Genomic DNA, 14,302 nt, shown 5'->3' with positions numbered 1-14,302 from the left:
GTGGTGCGTGCGGCGGAAATTCCTGCCAGCCCGTCCGCCCCGCAGGACTAAAGTCGAGGCATGGCTTCTGAGGACGACGAGAAGGACAACGAGCAGGGCACTGGCGGTCCGAGCAGCCCGACCGACGCAGCCGACACGCCGAATGCCGCTGCCGCCGACGCCGCCCGCCCGAGGAGCGGCGAGAGCGTGCGTGTCGACAGCTGGATCTGGTCCGTCCGTCTCGTCAAGACCCGCTCGATGGGCGCCACCGCCTGCCGGGGCGGGCATGTCCGGGTGAACGGTGAGCGCGTCAAGCCCGCGTACGCCGTGCATGTCGGCGACGAGGTACGGCTGCGGCACGCGGGCCGCGAGCGGATCGTCGTCGTCAAGCGCGTGATCCGCAAGCGGGTCGGCCCCCCGGTCGCGGCCGAGTGCTACGTGGACAACAGCCCGCCGCCCCCGCCGCGCGAGGTCGTCGCCCCGGCCGGCATCCGCGACCGCGGCGCGGGCCGCCCGACCAAGCGGGACCGCCGCGAGATGGACCGACTGCGGGGCTACGGCGGCCTCGGCCCCGGTGGCCCGGACGGCGGTCCCGAGGGGCCCTGAACGTACAGCCGGCCGACGCACGATCGAGGGGCTCCCCGTCGCCACGGGGAGCCCCTCGATCTCGTACGACGTTCACGCCCGCCGGCGGACCAGCCCGACCAGCTCCGCGTTGTGGCCCCGCCTGGCCCAGGCGATCAGCGCGAGCGGCAGGATCAGGATGAGCGGGGTCGCCACGTACGGGCCGTGGATGGCTGTGACGTTCACGATGAAGGCGCCGACCATCAGCGCGCTGAGCGCCACCGCCGCCACGGACGACAGGATCGGGATCAACAGCGCGACACCACCGGCCAGTTCGAGCGCTCCGATGATGTACATCCCCGTGCTGCCCCAGCCCAGCTTGTCGAAGGACTCGACAGCCGCCGGGACCGCGAACAGCTTGGGCAGCCCGCTCGCGAGGGCGAAGAAGAGGCCGAGCACGATCTGCAGGGCGCCCAGCGAGATCCGGGCGCCCCGGCCGCGGGATCCGGCGGTGGCAGAGGCCGGGGCGAGGGAAGCTGCGGAGGCAGCGTGGGCGACGGGAGCGGTGGTCTCGGACATCGGGGTCTCCTGTGTGAAGCGGTTGGTGTTGCTGTCACAGAGGTAGACCGGCCGCCGACGCCGAACTCATCGCCGTAGGACGCCTATTTCACAGACTTCTTCATCGCGGCGCGTCGCACGGTCACCCGACTTCCTCATCGCGACGCATCGCACGGTCACCCGACTTCTTCATCCCGGGGCCGAGCCCCGCCTGGAGTTCGCCTCAGCCCGTCACCGCCCTCACCCATGTCCGGTCCTCCGTCAGATACCGGTCGACCTTCAACCCCGCCTCCGCCAGCGCCTCTTCGAACTGCTCCTTCGTCAAGGGGCGGGCCAGGAAGGTCTGGGTCCAGACGGCGTCCGGGAACACGTACTCCGCATGCACCGAGTTCACGCCGTCGCCCACCGGCTGCGCGGACAGCATGCGTACGGTGTAGCCGCCGGGGTCGACCCGCTCGCGGGGCAGGTCGGTGTGGTAGCCCTCCCCCTCGCGCTGGATCAACACGCAGCCGCCGTCCGCGACATGCCGCGCGCACGTCCGCAGCAGACCCCGCCGCACCTCGACGTCCCCGGCGTGCACGAGGAACGAGGCGAGCAGCACCGCGTCGAAGGTCTCCCCCAGGTCGAGTTCCTCGATGGGGCTGCATATCGTGCGTGCCCCCTGGACGCGCTCCAGCATCTCGGCCGACTCGTCCACGGCTGTCACCGTGAAGCCGCGCTCCAGCAGCGGGTGGGTCATCCGCCCCACGCCGCTGCCCAGTTCCAGCAGGTTCGCACCCGCGGGCACCGCCGCGGCGATGATGTCCGGCTCGTCCCTGACGGACAGCCGCGCGTAGAGCTCGACCGCGCAGCCGTCCGGCGTGATCGCACCGGGTCCGGTCCCCTCGTATCCCTGACGCATCTCAATGCTCATATCCGTCCAACGGACACCCCTGTCGGCCCGTTCCCGAACTCCGTCCCGACCACCGTTCCTGATCTACAGCGGAAACCAGCCGTGCCCGATGTACCAGTGCCCCCCGGCCCGCAGGTGGTCCCCCACGGCCCGCTCCACGGTGGTGCGCCTCGGCAGGCCCTCCACCGGCAGGTCCGGGTTCCCGAAGACGAACTGAACGGGCTCGGAGTCCGCCGGCTCCCTGCCCTCGTGGTCCCCGTGCTCCCCACGGTCCCCGTCGACGATCCGGAAGCGCTCCTGGAACCGGACGATATTGGAGTCGGCCGACAGATACCGCTTCAGCTGCGGGTCGAGCAGCCAGGAGTGGCAGACTGCGATCTCGTACCGCTCGTGCGGGTAGTGCCGGGCGAAGAACTCCCGCGCCAGCGCCAGGGACCGGTCGCAGGCGGCCGGGGACAGCGGCCCCCGGAAGTCGGCGATGTGCAGGCTCAGGCACGGGGCGCCCGGCGTCGCGTCGAACCCGGCCGTCGCGAGTTCCCGGACCTCGCGCGCGTCGAACCGCACCCGCTGGAACTGCAGTCGCCCCAGCTGGTACAGCTCCCCGCGGAAGTGCAGGGTGAGCCACTGCGGCGCCTGTACGCCTCCCCTGCCGTGGCGTCTGCGGTGCACCGCCATGTTCCGGCCGAGGTCGGCGAGGGTGTGCCGGGAGATGTCGCCCGGGATGCCGCGGTCGAGATGGTGGGCGCGGATGTGGGGCAGCGCCGCGACGAACACGTACGCGGGGAAGTACGGGTCCAGCGCGGACGGCGCAGCCCTGAGCCGCTCGGCGAGCCTCGACCGCTCGCCGAACTCCCCGATCCTCCCGATGCCCCGCACCAGCTCCTCGACGCACTCCTCCAGGAGCTTCACCGCCCCCGGGTCGCGGGCCAACACCCGCCGCAGCCCGACCAGTTCGTTGATGTCCTCGTGGGGTACTGCGAGATCGAGCAGCAGCTCGGGAAGCTCATCGGTGTCCGGAAGCAAGGCCTGGTTCTCCCGTCGGTTCAGATCTTTGGTCAACGTCCGCGCCGAAGAGTACGTTTTCCCATAGGAGCAGTGATCCGGATGCGTACGGGCAGTGAACCCACGACAGCACGCAGTGCCCTGCGGCTGCGCTTCTGGCTGAGCGCCTGGGGTCTGATCTGGGCGATCTTCGGAACGGTCGCGTTCGCCCTGGTCGGGCGGCCGGGATGGGCGGCCGCGTGCGGTGTGCTGTGGGTGATCGTCACCCTCGACATGACCATGATCATTCGGCACATCCACCAGGGTCCGCACTACCAGCCGGGCCGCGACATCCCGCCGTACCGACCACCGGAACACCGGCTTCGGTAGCGGCACGGGCCGGACCGGCCGCAACCTGTCGCCACCGCACAGGCCCGCAACCTGTCGCCGACGCACCGGCCCGTAACCGGACGCCGCCGCACCGGCCCTCACAGGTCGAAGCGCGCCGCTTCCAGGTACTGCGGCTTCGGGTCGAGCGCCGCGGCCAGCCGGAAGTGCCGCTTGGCCTGGTCCGGGCGCAGTTGGCGCTCGTAGGTGCGGGCGAGCGCGAAGTGCGCGAACGCGTTGTCCGGCTCGCGCTCCAGGACGATGGTGAACTCCAGCTCGGCAGGCCGCAGTTGGGCGGCGGCGAAGAAGGCGCGCGCACGCAGCAGCCGGGCGGCCGTGTTCTCGGGGTAGGCGGCGATGACGGAGTCGAGCAGCTTCACCGCGCCCCGCGGATCCCGTGCGGCGAGCAGTTGCTCGGCGGCGCGGAAGTCGATGACGTGCGTCTCCGGAGTACGTCCGGTGGAACCGCTGGTCTCGGGCACGGCTGACTCCTTCCCTCACTGGCCCGGTTCAACGCCCGGACAAGGGGCCCCTATTCCAGGTACCCCGCAGCGCCCCGTTCCAAGAGGACCCGGCTCAGGCTCACTGTCGGCAGGTCGGGAGCTACGCGTCCGCCGCCCGCCGGACGAGATCCGCCCAGACCTCCTGCACCCGCAGCTCCAGCTCCGGAAGGGGTACGTCATTGTCGATGACGACGTCCGCGATCTCCAGGCGCTTCTCGCGGGTGGCCTGGGCGGCCATGCGGGCGCGAGCGTCCTCCTCGGTCATGCCGCGCAGCCGTACGAGGCGGTCGAGCTGTGTCTCGGGGCGGGCGTCGACGACGACGACCACGTCGTACAGCCCCGCCAGGCCGTTCTCGGCGAGCAGCGGTACATCGTGCACGACGACGGCGTCCGACGCGGCGGCGCTCTCCAGCTCGCGGGAGCGGGCGCCCACCAGGGGGTGCACGATCGCGTTCAGCGCGGCGAGCTTCGCCGGGTCCGCGAAGACGATCGAGCCCAGCTTGGGTCTGTCGAGGCCCCCGTCCGGCGCGAGTACGTCCTCCCCGAAGGCATCGACGACCGCGGCGAGGCCGGGCGTTCCGGGCGCGACGACCTCCCGCGCGATCCTGTCCGCGTCGATCAGCACCGCGCCCTGCTCGACGAGCAGCCGCGACACCTCGCTCTTGCCGGCGCCGATACCGCCGGTCAGGCCCACCTTCAGCATGACCGGAAGCTTAGGCCCTGCCTCTGACAGCGACCCCGCAGGCCCCGAAGGGGCAGCCCCCGAAGTCAGCCGTCGCCCTCGCGCTCCGCGAGGAACCGCTCGAATTCGAGGCCGATCTCGTCCGCCGACGGGATGTCGACGGGTTCGGCGAGCATGTTGCCCCGGGACTCGGCGCCCGCGGCGGCGTCGAACTGGTGCTCAAGACCCTGGACCAGGGCGACCAGCTCCTCGTCACCCTCCTGGATCTGCCGGTCGATCTCCGTCTGGGTGCGGTGTGCCTCGGTGCGCAGGGAGTGCGCGATGCCGGGGAGCACCAGGCCCGTGGCGGCTGTGATCGACTCCAGGACGGTCAGTGCGGCGTCCGGATACGGAGAGCGTGCGATGTAGTGCGGTACGTGCGCGGCGACGCCCAGGACGTCGAATCCGGCCTCCATGAGGCGGTACTCGACGAGGGACTCGGCGCTGCCGGGGACCTGCGCCTCGTCGAAGGGGCTGCGGTGGCCCGGGACGAGGTCGGTGCGGTTGCCGTGCGGGGTCAGGCCGACCGGGCGGGTGTGCGGGACGCCCATGGGGATGCCGTGGAAGTTCACGGACAGGCGCACGCCGAGCCGCTCCACGATCTGCTGGACGGCGGCGGCGAAGCGCTCCCACTCGACGTCCGGCTCGGGGCCGGAGAGCAGCAGGAAGGGCGCACCGGTGGCGTCCTGGACGAGCCGCACGTCGAGGGTGGGCTCCTCGTACTCGGTCCAGCGGTCGCGCTTGAATGTCAGCAGCGGGCGCCGGGCGCGGTAGTCCACGAGCCGGTCGTGGTCGAAGCGGGCCACGACCTGGTGGGGCAGCGAGTCGAGCAGCCGGTCGACGATCTGGTCGCCGGTCTCACCCGCGTCGATGTATCCGTCGAAGTGGTAGAGCATGACAAGACCGGCCGACTCCTGCGCGAGCGCCATGTCGACGACTGCCAGGCCTTTCGGCTCCCATGCGTACAAACCCTGCGGATCAAGCACAGTGACCGCTCCTCCTCGTGTTCGTACTGCACAACGTGACCGGCAGCGCGGGCATTCCCGGCCCGCGCTCCCGCAGGCCAGCCTCTTACCGACTTCTCGGCGATTTTCAGCCACTTGAAGCCGCGCCGGAGCATGCCTGGGACGACAGACGACAGCACGCGCGCGTGGAGGACGGTCACCGCCCTGGGGGCGGAAAACCCAAGAGGGGCCGCACCTCGAAAGGTGCGGCCCCTCTATCGGCTAATGCCGGCGCAAGCTATTAGCTCTGGCCGCCGGCGAGCTTCTCGCGGAGCGCAGCCAGGGCCTCGTCCGACGCCAGGGCGCCGGAGTTGTCGTCCGACTCCGAGGAGTACGAACCGCCGCCGCCACCGGACGCGGCCGGAGCCGCGGTGGAGGTGCTGGCACCCTCGGCCTCGGCCTGAGCGTCGGCCTCGCGGGACTTGATGACCTGAGCCTGGTGCTGCTCGAAGCGCTGCTGCGCCTCGGCGTACTGGCCCTCCCAAGCCTCGCGCTGGGTCTCGAAGCCCTCGAGCCAGTCGTTGGTCTCGGGGTCGAAGCCCTCGGGGTAGATGTAGTTGCCCTGGTCGTCGTACGACGCGGCCATGCCGTACAGCGTCGGGTCGAACTCGACCGAGGCCGGGTCGGCACCGAAGGACTCGTTGGCCTGCTTCAGCGAGAGGCTGATGCGGCGGCGCTCGAGGTCGATGTCGATGACCTTGACGAAGATCTCGTCGTTGACCTGGACGACCTGCTCCGGGATCTCCACGTGGCGCTCGGCCAGCTCGGAGATGTGGACCAGACCCTCGATGCCCTCGTCCACGCGGACGAACGCACCGAACGGAACGAGCTTCGTGACCTTACCCGGGACGACCTGACCGATCTGGTGCGTCCGGGCGAACTGCTGCCACGGGTCTTCCTGCGTCGCCTTCAGCGACAGGGAGACACGCTCGCGGTCCATGTCGACGTCGAGGACCTCGACGGTGACTTCCTGACCGACCTCGACAACCTCGGAGGGGTGGTCGATGTGCTTCCAGGACAGCTCGGAGACGTGAACCAGACCGTCGACGCCACCCAGGTCCACGAAGGCACCGAAGTTGACGATCGAGGAGACGACGCCGGAGCGGACCTGACCCTTCTGGAGGGTCGTGAGGAACGTCTGGCGAACCTCGGACTGGGTCTGCTCCAGCCAGGCACGGCGGGACAGGACCACGTTGTTGCGGTTCTTGTCCAGCTCGATGATCTTCGCCTCGAGCTCCTTGCCCACGTAGGGCTGGAGGTCGCGGACGCGGCGCATCTCGACAAGGGAGGCCGGCAGGAAGCCACGGAGGCCGATGTCGAGGATGAGACCACCCTTGACGACCTCGATGACGGTGCCGGTGACGATGCCGTCCTCTTCCTTGATCTTCTCGATGGTGCCCCAGGCGCGCTCGTACTGGGCGCGCTTCTTCGAGAGGATCAGGCGGCCTTCCTTGTCCTCCTTCTGGAGAACAAGGGCTTCGATCTCGTCACCGACGGCGACGACCTCATTGGGGTCGACGTCGTGCTTGATCGAGAGCTCGCGGCTCGGGATGACACCTTCGGTCTTGTAACCGATGTCGAGGAGAACCTCGTCCCGGTCAACCTTGACGATGACGCCGTCGACGATGTCACCATCGTTGAAGTACTTGATCGTCTCGTCGATAGCGGCGAGGAAAGCTTCCTCGTTACCGATGTCGTTGACCGCAACCTGCGGGGTGGTGGCGGTGGTCTCGGTGCTGCTCGTCATGTGGGAAAGGGCTCCGGTACGGACAGAGAGTCGTAGGTACTGCTTACGCCGGGAGCCCGTTTCGCTCTGCAGAAGGCCGGACAGCCAAGGAAGCGCCCCACCCGGTTTCCCGGGGGCGCCTCAACAACCGAGGGGACATACATACAGATGCGAGCGCAGCCTGCTACGTCTGAGGTGCGCAGGCTCGCAGCGCAACTTGTAGCATACGGGGGCAGCCGGGCAGGGTCAATGCGCGAAGGCGCACACCCGGGGCGGAACACCGCATACCCGGCACAAGAACTGTCTCCCGAGGCCAAGCGCGCCTGGGGAACCCCTTCCGTGACACCTACCGGAACGGGGTTGGACGGAAGAGTACGACGAGGGAGCCGATCATCCAAGAGCCCGAAGCGTTCGAGCCCGAAGCCACCCGCCGCTCGGCCGACGTCACCGAAAGTTCCCGGGCCAACCGAGGCTGGTGGGACAGGAACGCGGACGAGTACCAGATCGAGCACGGCACGTTCCTCGGTGACGACCGTTTCGTGTGGTGCCCGGAGGGACTCGACGAGGTGGAGGCCGAGCTGCTCGGCCCGCCGGAGGACCTGAAGGACAAGGACGTCCTGGAGATCGGCGCCGGCGCCGCCCAGTGTTCGCGCTGGCTGGCCGGGCAGGGGGCGCGTCCGGTGGCCCTGGACCTCTCCCATCGCCAGCTCCAGCACGCGCTGCGGATCGGCGGCACCGTGCCCCTGGTGGAGGCCGACGCGGGCGCCCTGCCCTTCGCGGACGGCTCCTTCGACCTCGCGTGCTCGGCGTACGGCGCGCTGCCCTTCGTCGCCGATCCGGTACGTGTCCTGCGCGAGGTGCACCGGGTCCTGCGTCCGGGCGGCCGCTTCGTCTTCTCGGTGACGCATCCGATCCGCTGGGCCTTCCCGGACGAGCCGGGCCCCGAGGGACTGTCGGTGGCCGCCTCGTACTTCGACCGCACGCCCTACGTCGAGCAGGACGAGGAGGGACGCGCGGTGTACGTGGAGCACCACAGGACGGTCGGCGACCGGGTGCGCGATGTCGTGGCCGGCGGCTTCCGGCTGGTCGACATCGTCGAGCCGGAGTGGCCCGCCTGGAACACCCAGGAATGGGGCGGCTGGTCCCCGCTGCGCGGCAACCTGATCCCGGGTACGGCGATCTTCGTGTGCGAACGGGACTGAGCCGCTGAGGGTCGGGCCCGTCCGTCCGCGTACGACACTGGGCGGGTGATCCGTTACGACGCCCTGGACCTGCTGCCCGTGCGCGGCGCCCTGCCCGGTCTGCACGACGCCCTGGAGGCGCACGGTGCCGCCGTGCTCGTCGCGCCGCCCGGCACCGGTAAGACGACGCTCGTGCCGCTGGTCCTTGCCGGTCTGGTCGGCGAGGGGCCCGCGCGCCGGGTCGTGGTCGCCGAGCCGCGGCGGATCGCGGCGCGGGCCGCGGCGCGGCGGATGGCGTGGCTGCTCGGGGAGAAGGTCGGCGAGAGCGTCGGGTACACCGTGCGCGGGGAGCGGGTGGTGGGGCCACGCGCGCGCGTGGAGGTCGTCACGACCGGGGTGCTGCTGCAGCGGCTCCAGCGCGACCAGGAGCTGGCGGGCGTGGACGTGGTGGTGCTCGACGAGTGCCACGAACGGCATCTGGACGCGGACACCGTCGCCGCGTTCCTCCTCGACGTACGGGCCGCGCTCCGTCCCGAGCTGCGGCTGGTGGCCGCCTCCGCGACCACCGACGCCGACGGATGGGCGCGGCTGCTGGGCGACGCCCCAGTCGTCGAGGCGCAGGGCGTCTCGCATCCCGTCGAGGTGGTGTGGGCGCCGCCCGCGCGGCCCGTGCGCCCACCGCACGGCATGCGCGTCGACCCGGCGCTGCTGACGCATGTGGCGTCGGTGGTGCGGCGGGCGCTGGCCGAGCGCGAGGGGGATGTCCTGTGCTTTCTGCCCGGAGTCGGGGAGATCTCCCGGGTCGCCGGGCAGCTCGGGGGCCTCGGCGAGGTCGAGGTGCTTCAGGTGCACGGGCGGGCCCCGGCGGCCGTGCAGGACGCGGTGCTTTCCGGGGGCGTACGGCGCCGGGTGGTGCTCGCCACCGCCGTGGCCGAGTCGTCGCTGACGGTTCCTGGTGTGCGGGTGGTCGTCGACTCGGGGCTCGCGCGGGAGCCGCGGGTGGACCACGCGCGCGGGCTGAGCGCGCTGACGACGGTACGGGCCTCGCAAGCGGCGGGGCGCCAGCGCGCGGGGCGGGCCGGGCGGGAGGCGCCGGGTGCGGTGTACCGGTGCTGGGAGGAGGCGGAGGACGCCCGTCTGACGCGTTTCCCCGCCCCCGAGATCAAGGTGGCCGACCTGACGGCGTTCGCCCTCCAGGCGGCCTGCTGGGGCGATCCCGACGCCTCCGGGCTGGCCCTGCTGGATCCGCCGCCGGGCGGCGCGATGGCCGCGGCGCGGTCCGTCCTCACGGCGGTGGGCGCGGTCGACGCGGCGGGCCGGGCCACCGGGCGCGGCGTACGGATGGCCCGCCTCGGCCTGCACCCCCGGCTCGCCCGCGCCCTCCTGGACGCCGCTCCCGAGGTGGGCGCCGACCGGGCCGCCGAGGTGGTCGCCCTGCTGAGCGAGGAGCCACCCCGGGAGTACGGCGACGACCTCGCCGCAGCCTGGCGCACCGCCCGGCGCGGCGGCGACGCGTACGCGGCCCGCTGGCGCACGGAGGTGAGACGCCTGCGGGCAGCGGCTGCGCCCGCGCCTTCGGCACGGGACCGATCCCGCCGGGCGGCGGACGCCGAAGCACCCTCGGCAAGCCGCTCCCTGGACGAGAGGGCGCCGGCTCCCGGGCCCCTCGCCGCGGCGCAGCAGCACGCGAACGGCGCCTCAGGCTCCCCGACGCCCGCCGCGGGCCCGCCCGCAGCCACCGGCGACGACCGCGCCGCCGCCCTCGTCGCCGCCCTCGCCTTCCCCGAGCGGGTCGCGCGGGCGCAGGGGGGCTCCTATCTGATGGTGTCCGGGACCCGGGCCGAGGTCGCCGACGGGTCGGGGCTGCGGGGAGCGGCCTGGCTCGCTGTCGCCGTGGCCGATCGGCCCGTGGGGGCGGGGCACGCGCGGGTGCGGCTGGGGGCGGTGGTGGACGAGGGGACCGCGCGGCGGGCCGCCGGGGCGCTGCACGGGGAGGGCGACGAGGTGCACTGGGGCGGCGGGGACGTGGTCGCGCGGCGGGTGGAGCGGCTGGGGGCGGTGGAGCTGGCGGTGCGGCCGCTCAGGAACGCCGACCCCGGACTCGTACGGGAGGCTCTTCTTGAAGGGCTGCGGGAGGAGGGGCTGGCCCTGCTGCGGTGGAGCCGGGACAACGAGACGCTGCGGCAGCGGCTGGCCTTCCTGCGGCTGCACCTGGGCGAGCCGTGGCCCGACGTGTCCGAAAACGCCCTCCACGCGCGCGTGGACGAGTGGTTGGAGCCGGAGCTGAGCCGGGCCCGCCGACGTGCCGATCTGGGGCGGATCGACGCCGGGCAGGCGCTGAACCGGCTGCTGCCGTGGGCCTCCGGGGACGCCGCGCGGCTCGACGAGCTCGCGCCGGAGCGGATCGAGGTGCCGAGCGGGTCCAGGATCCGGATCGACTACGACGATCCCGAGCGTCCCGTGCTCGCGGTGAAGCTCCAGGAGATGTTCGGGCTGGCCCAGACTCCCCGGGTGGCCGGTGTGCCCGTGCTCGTCCATCTCCTGTCCCCCGCCGGGCGGCCCGCCGCCGTCACCGCCGACCTGGCGTCGTTCTGGAAGGACGGCTACAAGGCCGTACGGGCCGAACTGCGCGGCCGCTACCCCAAGCACCCCTGGCCCGAGGACCCGGCGGCCGCCGAGCCGACCCGGCACACCAACGCGCGGCTCAGGCGCTGACCGGTTCGGGGTCGGCGGCCTCGGCGGGCGCCGGGTCGCCGGGGCGGCGGCTGCGCGCCTCCAGGTAGAGGGAGAGCGAGAGGAGCCCTGCGCCGAGGATCAGGAAGCCCCAGGGCAGGTACGACGTCATCAGCAGGATCATGGTGCGGTTGGACTTGACCAGGGCGACGGTGTGCTCGATGTAGTCCTCGCGCATCTTCACGTGCCCGGCGAACGCCGTGACCTTGTCGCGGTCGCCCAGGAGGGTGCCGCCGCGCAGCTCCTCCTTGTGGATCTCCTCGCCGTAGACGGGCGCTCCGGTGACCGGTTCGACCCAGAACTTGCGGACGGTGGTGTACCACATGGCGGTGCCGGTCTTGGCGAGCGAGTCCCGGGTGATGCCCTTGACCGGCATGGTCCGGGGGAAGTGGACCTTGGTCCAGGGGATGGTCTGCTCGAAGTAGTAGACCTTCAGGCCGCGGAAGTCCTGGGTGCCCTTGTAGTGGATGGGGGCGGTGCTGCGGGTCTGCGCGTCGAAGTACTCGTAGTCGCGTTTCTCGGTGAGGAAGGGCCACTTGAACTCGATGCCGTCCCGGCGTACCGGGTCGCCGTCGACCATCTCGCCGGTGGCGTGCACGGGGTCCTGGCTGTGGGCGTCGAAGATGTAGCGCTCGGGGATCTTGGAGATCATCTTGCCGTCGGGGCCCTGGACGTAGGAGAGGGAGTCCCAGACCACCACGTCCCGGCCCGCGGTCTTCTCGATCTTCTCGGAGGCCTCGACGTTGCCCTTGAGGGTCTGCACGACGGTGATCTTGGGGACGGTCCTCGCCTTCATCGTGCCGTAGTCGATGAGGGTGGCGTTCTTCGCCTCCAGGACCATGTCCTGGTACTGGCCGGCCGGGATCTTGGCCAGCCGCGGGAAGGCGTACCAGCGCAGCAGCGGGGACAGCGCCGCGAAGAACACGGCGAGGGCGAGCAGGATGAGGCTGGCCTTGCGGCGCATCTCGGCGTCCTCCCTGTGCGTGCCGGTACGGCCCCGACCACGGGCCCGTACGTGCGTTACGGATGCTTGGGGACCGTGGTGAGCAGCGGCTTCGGTGAGGTCGTGCCGGCCGGCGAGCCCAGGGCGGTGAGGGTGAGCACCAGGGCGAGTGCCAGCGCGAGACCGGTCGCGGCGGCGATGAGTGCGCGCATGCGGGGCCTCCCGGAACGGATTCGTCCGACTCATCTGATAGGTCGTCAGGTTCGGCACGGTAGCAACGGCGGGGCGAGATGAGAACACGTTGCACACACAACGAAGGCGCCCCTCCGCGGAAAACGGAGGGGCGCCGAGGTCGAGAGGTCCTACGAGGCGGCGGCCGCCACCTTCAGCTCGACGGTCAGCGTGGCGCCGCCCGTGGTGTTGATGCGGAGCAGGAAGGTGCCGGTCGTGTCGTCGGCGTACAGCTTCGGCAGCTTGAGCAGGCCGTCGGCGTCGGTCTTGAGGTCCTTCAGGGTGCGGACCGGCTTGCCGTCCGCGTCCTTGAAGTAGGGGCCCTTGTCGTTCTCCGTGGGGTCGAGGAGCGACTTGACGAGCGTCGCGGTGGCACCGACCCCGTCGGCGACGGCACCCCGGTACGTCGCCTTCACCTCGACCTGGTCGGCGAACTCGCCGCCCGGCACGCAGGTCAGTTCGGTGTCGCTGGTGCGGGCGAGGGTGTCGGCCTGGCGCGGGGTGACGGTCGCCGTGTAGTCGAGGCCGGGCAGGACGCGGCCCACGACGGTGGCGCGGACGGTGAAGTCGCCGGTCGTCTCGCCCGCCACGACCGCGGGTGCGGTGGCCGTGCCGGCGTTGTTGGTGACGAGGGTGGCGTACTTCTCCCCGCCGACGAAGGTGGCGTCCGTGTCGCCGACGATCGCGAAGCGGATGCGCACCTTCGCGACGGCCTTGTCGGACTTGGTCTCCGGCTGGACGGTGACCTTCTCGGTGAAGGTGTCGCCGGCCGTCGCGGTGAGCTTGCCGGTGCCCGCGTCCGCCAGGTGGTCCACCGTCTCGGTGGGCGTGGGCGGCGTCGGGGTGGGCGTGGGCGGCGTCGGCGTGGGCGGCGTCGGCGTGGGCGGCGTCGGGCTGGGGGAGGGACTGGGCGAGCCGCCGCCCGGGGTGGACGGGGTCGGCTTCGGCGAGGTGGGCTTCGGCTTCGGCTTCGTGGTGTCCGGCTTGGGCGTGGCCGGCGTGGAGGGCGAGGGGGACGGGCTCGGGCCGGCCCCGGAGGAGTCGTCGCTGCTGTGCGAGGGCAGCGAGCCCGTGCCGTCGGGAACCTCGTGGGTGCCCTTGCGGTAGTACTCCAGCCACGACAGGACGGTGTTGAGGTAGGCCGTCGAGTTGTTGTAGCTGAGGATCGAGGCGTTCATCTGCGCCTGGACCGACATGTCGTGGCCTGCGCGGCACAGGTAGTGGCCGGCGGCGAGGGCCGCGTCGTAGACGTTGTTGGGGTCCTTCTTGCCGTCGCCGTTGCCGTCGCGGCCCGCCCACGCCCAGGTGGAGGGGATGAACTGCATCGGTCCGACCGCGCGGTCGTAGCCGCTGTCGCCGTCGTAGGCACCGTTGTCGGTGTCGGATATGAGCGCGAACCCGTTGCCGTCGAGCTTGGGGCCGAGGATCGGCGAGTACGTCGTCCCGCTCGCGTCGACGCGGCCGCCGCGGGCCTGGCCCGACTCCACCTTGCCGATGGCGGCGAGCAGTTGCCAGGGCAGGTTGCAGCCCGGCTTCGACTCGCGCAGGGCCGCCTCGGCCTTCTTGTAGGCGTCCAGGACGGTCGCGGGGATACCCGCCTCGGCCTCGCCCGTACCGATCGGGCCGGTGCCGCCCGGACTGGGCTCCGGGTTGGGGCTCTGCAGCGGCGGAAGGTCCGTGTAGTAGCGCGAGTTGCCCGTCGCGGTGCCGTCGTCCTGAACGTCGGGCGTGGGCTGGGCGCCGGTGGTCTGTCTGGCCTGGTCGTCGGTCGTCACTCCCGGGGCCTGGGACGCGGACAGTGCCGCGACCGCTGCCGCGGCCACGGCGGTGGTAGCCGCACCCTTGCGCAGCCTCCTGCCGAAATGCGCCGCCATTGAGTGAACCCCTCCCGTGGACGAC

At 71.5% G+C, this 14,302-nt stretch carries 14 protein-coding genes; 4 read left to right on the top strand and 10 right to left on the bottom strand.

Annotation, left to right across the window (positions count from 1 at the left end):
* The first annotated feature begins 60 nt into the window (after positions 1 to 60).
* Complete coding sequence (locus tag AB5J56_RS33435) at positions 61 to 585, top strand: RNA-binding S4 domain-containing protein (protein ID WP_369238173.1); 525 nt, start codon at positions 61 to 63, stop codon at positions 583 to 585.
* A 72-nt stretch (positions 586 to 657) separates the two neighbouring features.
* Here the strand turns inward: AB5J56_RS33435 and AB5J56_RS33430 are convergent, their stop codons facing one another.
* The 3 genes from AB5J56_RS33430 to AB5J56_RS33420 all read right to left on the bottom strand — a co-directional run bounded on the left by AB5J56_RS33430 (position 658) and on the right by AB5J56_RS33420 (position 3,016).
* Positions 658 to 1,122, bottom strand: coding sequence for a DoxX family protein (locus AB5J56_RS33430; protein WP_369238171.1), 465 nt, complete (start codon positions 1,120 to 1,122; stop codon positions 658 to 660).
* Positions 1,123 to 1,324: 202 nt separating this feature from the next.
* Positions 1,325 to 2,002: a class I SAM-dependent methyltransferase gene (locus AB5J56_RS33425; RefSeq protein ID WP_369238169.1), complete on the bottom strand. Its 678-nt coding sequence runs from the start codon at positions 2,000 to 2,002 to the stop codon at positions 1,325 to 1,327.
* Positions 2,003 to 2,077: 75 nt separating this feature from the next.
* Positions 2,078 to 3,016 (bottom strand): acyltransferase domain-containing protein, encoded by a 939-nt coding sequence (locus AB5J56_RS33420; protein WP_369238167.1) that lies wholly within the window; start codon positions 3,014 to 3,016, stop codon positions 2,078 to 2,080.
* A gap of 81 nt (positions 3,017 to 3,097) precedes the next feature.
* Between AB5J56_RS33420 and AB5J56_RS33415 the strand changes: the two genes are divergently transcribed.
* Complete coding sequence (locus tag AB5J56_RS33415) at positions 3,098 to 3,364, top strand: DUF6343 family protein (RefSeq protein WP_369238165.1); 267 nt, start codon at positions 3,098 to 3,100, stop codon at positions 3,362 to 3,364.
* A 98-nt stretch (positions 3,365 to 3,462) separates the two neighbouring features.
* Here AB5J56_RS33415 and AB5J56_RS33410 read toward each other — a convergent pair whose 3' ends face one another.
* The 4 genes from AB5J56_RS33410 to rpsA form a co-directional block, all read right to left on the bottom strand.
* Positions 3,463 to 3,843 (bottom strand): tetratricopeptide repeat protein, encoded by a 381-nt coding sequence (locus AB5J56_RS33410; RefSeq protein ID WP_369238163.1) that lies wholly within the window; start codon positions 3,841 to 3,843, stop codon positions 3,463 to 3,465.
* 121 nt (positions 3,844 to 3,964) lie between these two features.
* Complete coding sequence (gene coaE, locus AB5J56_RS33405) at positions 3,965 to 4,567, bottom strand: dephospho-CoA kinase (RefSeq protein WP_369238161.1); 603 nt, start codon at positions 4,565 to 4,567, stop codon at positions 3,965 to 3,967.
* Between the two features lie 65 nt (positions 4,568 to 4,632).
* A complete protein-coding gene (locus AB5J56_RS33400; RefSeq protein WP_369238159.1) occupies positions 4,633 to 5,571 on the bottom strand; it encodes a PAC2 family protein in 939 nt (312 codons plus the stop codon).
* Between the two features lie 259 nt (positions 5,572 to 5,830).
* Positions 5,831 to 7,336: a 30S ribosomal protein S1 gene (gene rpsA, locus AB5J56_RS33395; protein ID WP_369238157.1), complete on the bottom strand. Its 1,506-nt coding sequence runs from the start codon at positions 7,334 to 7,336 to the stop codon at positions 5,831 to 5,833.
* Between the two features lie 368 nt (positions 7,337 to 7,704).
* Here rpsA and AB5J56_RS33390 point away from each other — a divergent pair, with 368 nt between their 5' ends.
* Both AB5J56_RS33390 and AB5J56_RS33385 read left to right on the top strand, forming a co-directional pair.
* Positions 7,705 to 8,517 carry a class I SAM-dependent methyltransferase gene (locus AB5J56_RS33390; RefSeq protein WP_369242954.1) on the top strand — a complete coding sequence of 271 codons (813 nt, stop codon included), beginning with the start codon at positions 7,705 to 7,707 and terminating at the stop codon, positions 8,515 to 8,517.
* A gap of 45 nt (positions 8,518 to 8,562) precedes the next feature.
* Positions 8,563 to 11,211, top strand: coding sequence for an ATP-dependent RNA helicase (locus AB5J56_RS33385; protein WP_369238155.1), 2,649 nt, complete (start codon positions 8,563 to 8,565; stop codon positions 11,209 to 11,211).
* Here the strand turns inward: AB5J56_RS33385 and AB5J56_RS33380 are convergent.
* From AB5J56_RS33380 to AB5J56_RS33370, 3 genes are all read right to left on the bottom strand, one after another.
* The gene (locus AB5J56_RS33380) at positions 11,201 to 12,193 is read right to left on the bottom strand and encodes a DUF3068 domain-containing protein (protein WP_369238153.1); all 993 of its coding nucleotides are present in this window, start codon (positions 12,191 to 12,193) and stop codon (positions 11,201 to 11,203) included. The two genes, AB5J56_RS33385 and AB5J56_RS33380, sit on opposite strands and share 11 nt — an antisense overlap.
* 56 nt (positions 12,194 to 12,249) lie before the next feature.
* Positions 12,250 to 12,384, bottom strand: coding sequence for an SPW_0924 family protein (locus AB5J56_RS33375; protein WP_369238151.1), 135 nt, complete (start codon positions 12,382 to 12,384; stop codon positions 12,250 to 12,252).
* A gap of 150 nt (positions 12,385 to 12,534) precedes the next feature.
* A complete protein-coding gene (locus AB5J56_RS33370; protein ID WP_369238149.1) occupies positions 12,535 to 14,277 on the bottom strand; it encodes a lytic transglycosylase domain-containing protein in 1,743 nt (580 codons plus the stop codon).
* Positions 14,278 to 14,302: the final 25 nt, after the last annotated feature.

The sequence above is a fragment of the Streptomyces sp. R21 genome (genome assembly GCF_041051975.1).
Classification (GTDB): Bacteria; Actinomycetota; Actinomycetes; order Streptomycetales; family Streptomycetaceae; genus Streptomyces.
This window is presented reverse-complemented; position numbering and strand designations above follow the sequence as displayed.

Bases quoted from the DNA above. Each gene is read 5' to 3' on its own strand.
- AB5J56_RS33435 (WP_369238173.1), top strand. From the start codon at position 61: ATGGCTTCTGAGGACGACGAGAAGGACAACGAGCAGGGCACTGGCGGT.
- AB5J56_RS33430 (WP_369238171.1), bottom strand. From the start codon at position 1,122: ATGTCCGAGACCACCGCTCCCGTCGCCCACGCTGCCTCCGCAGCTTCC.
- AB5J56_RS33425 (WP_369238169.1), bottom strand. From the start codon at position 2,002: ATGCGTCAGGGATACGAGGGGACCGGACCCGGTGCGATCACGCCGGAC.
- AB5J56_RS33415 (WP_369238165.1), top strand. From the start codon at position 3,098: ATGCGTACGGGCAGTGAACCCACGACAGCACGCAGTGCCCTGCGGCTG.
- coaE (WP_369238161.1), bottom strand. From the start codon at position 4,567: ATGCTGAAGGTGGGCCTGACCGGCGGTATCGGCGCCGGCAAGAGCGAG.
- rpsA (WP_369238157.1), bottom strand. From the start codon at position 7,336: ATGACGAGCAGCACCGAGACCACCGCCACCACCCCGCAGGTTGCGGTC.
- AB5J56_RS33380 (WP_369238153.1), bottom strand. From the start codon at position 12,193: ATGCGCCGCAAGGCCAGCCTCATCCTGCTCGCCCTCGCCGTGTTCTTC.
- AB5J56_RS33375 (WP_369238151.1), bottom strand. From the start codon at position 12,384: ATGCGCGCACTCATCGCCGCCGCGACCGGTCTCGCGCTGGCACTCGCC.
- AB5J56_RS33370 (WP_369238149.1), bottom strand. From the start codon at position 14,277: ATGGCGGCGCATTTCGGCAGGAGGCTGCGCAAGGGTGCGGCTACCACC.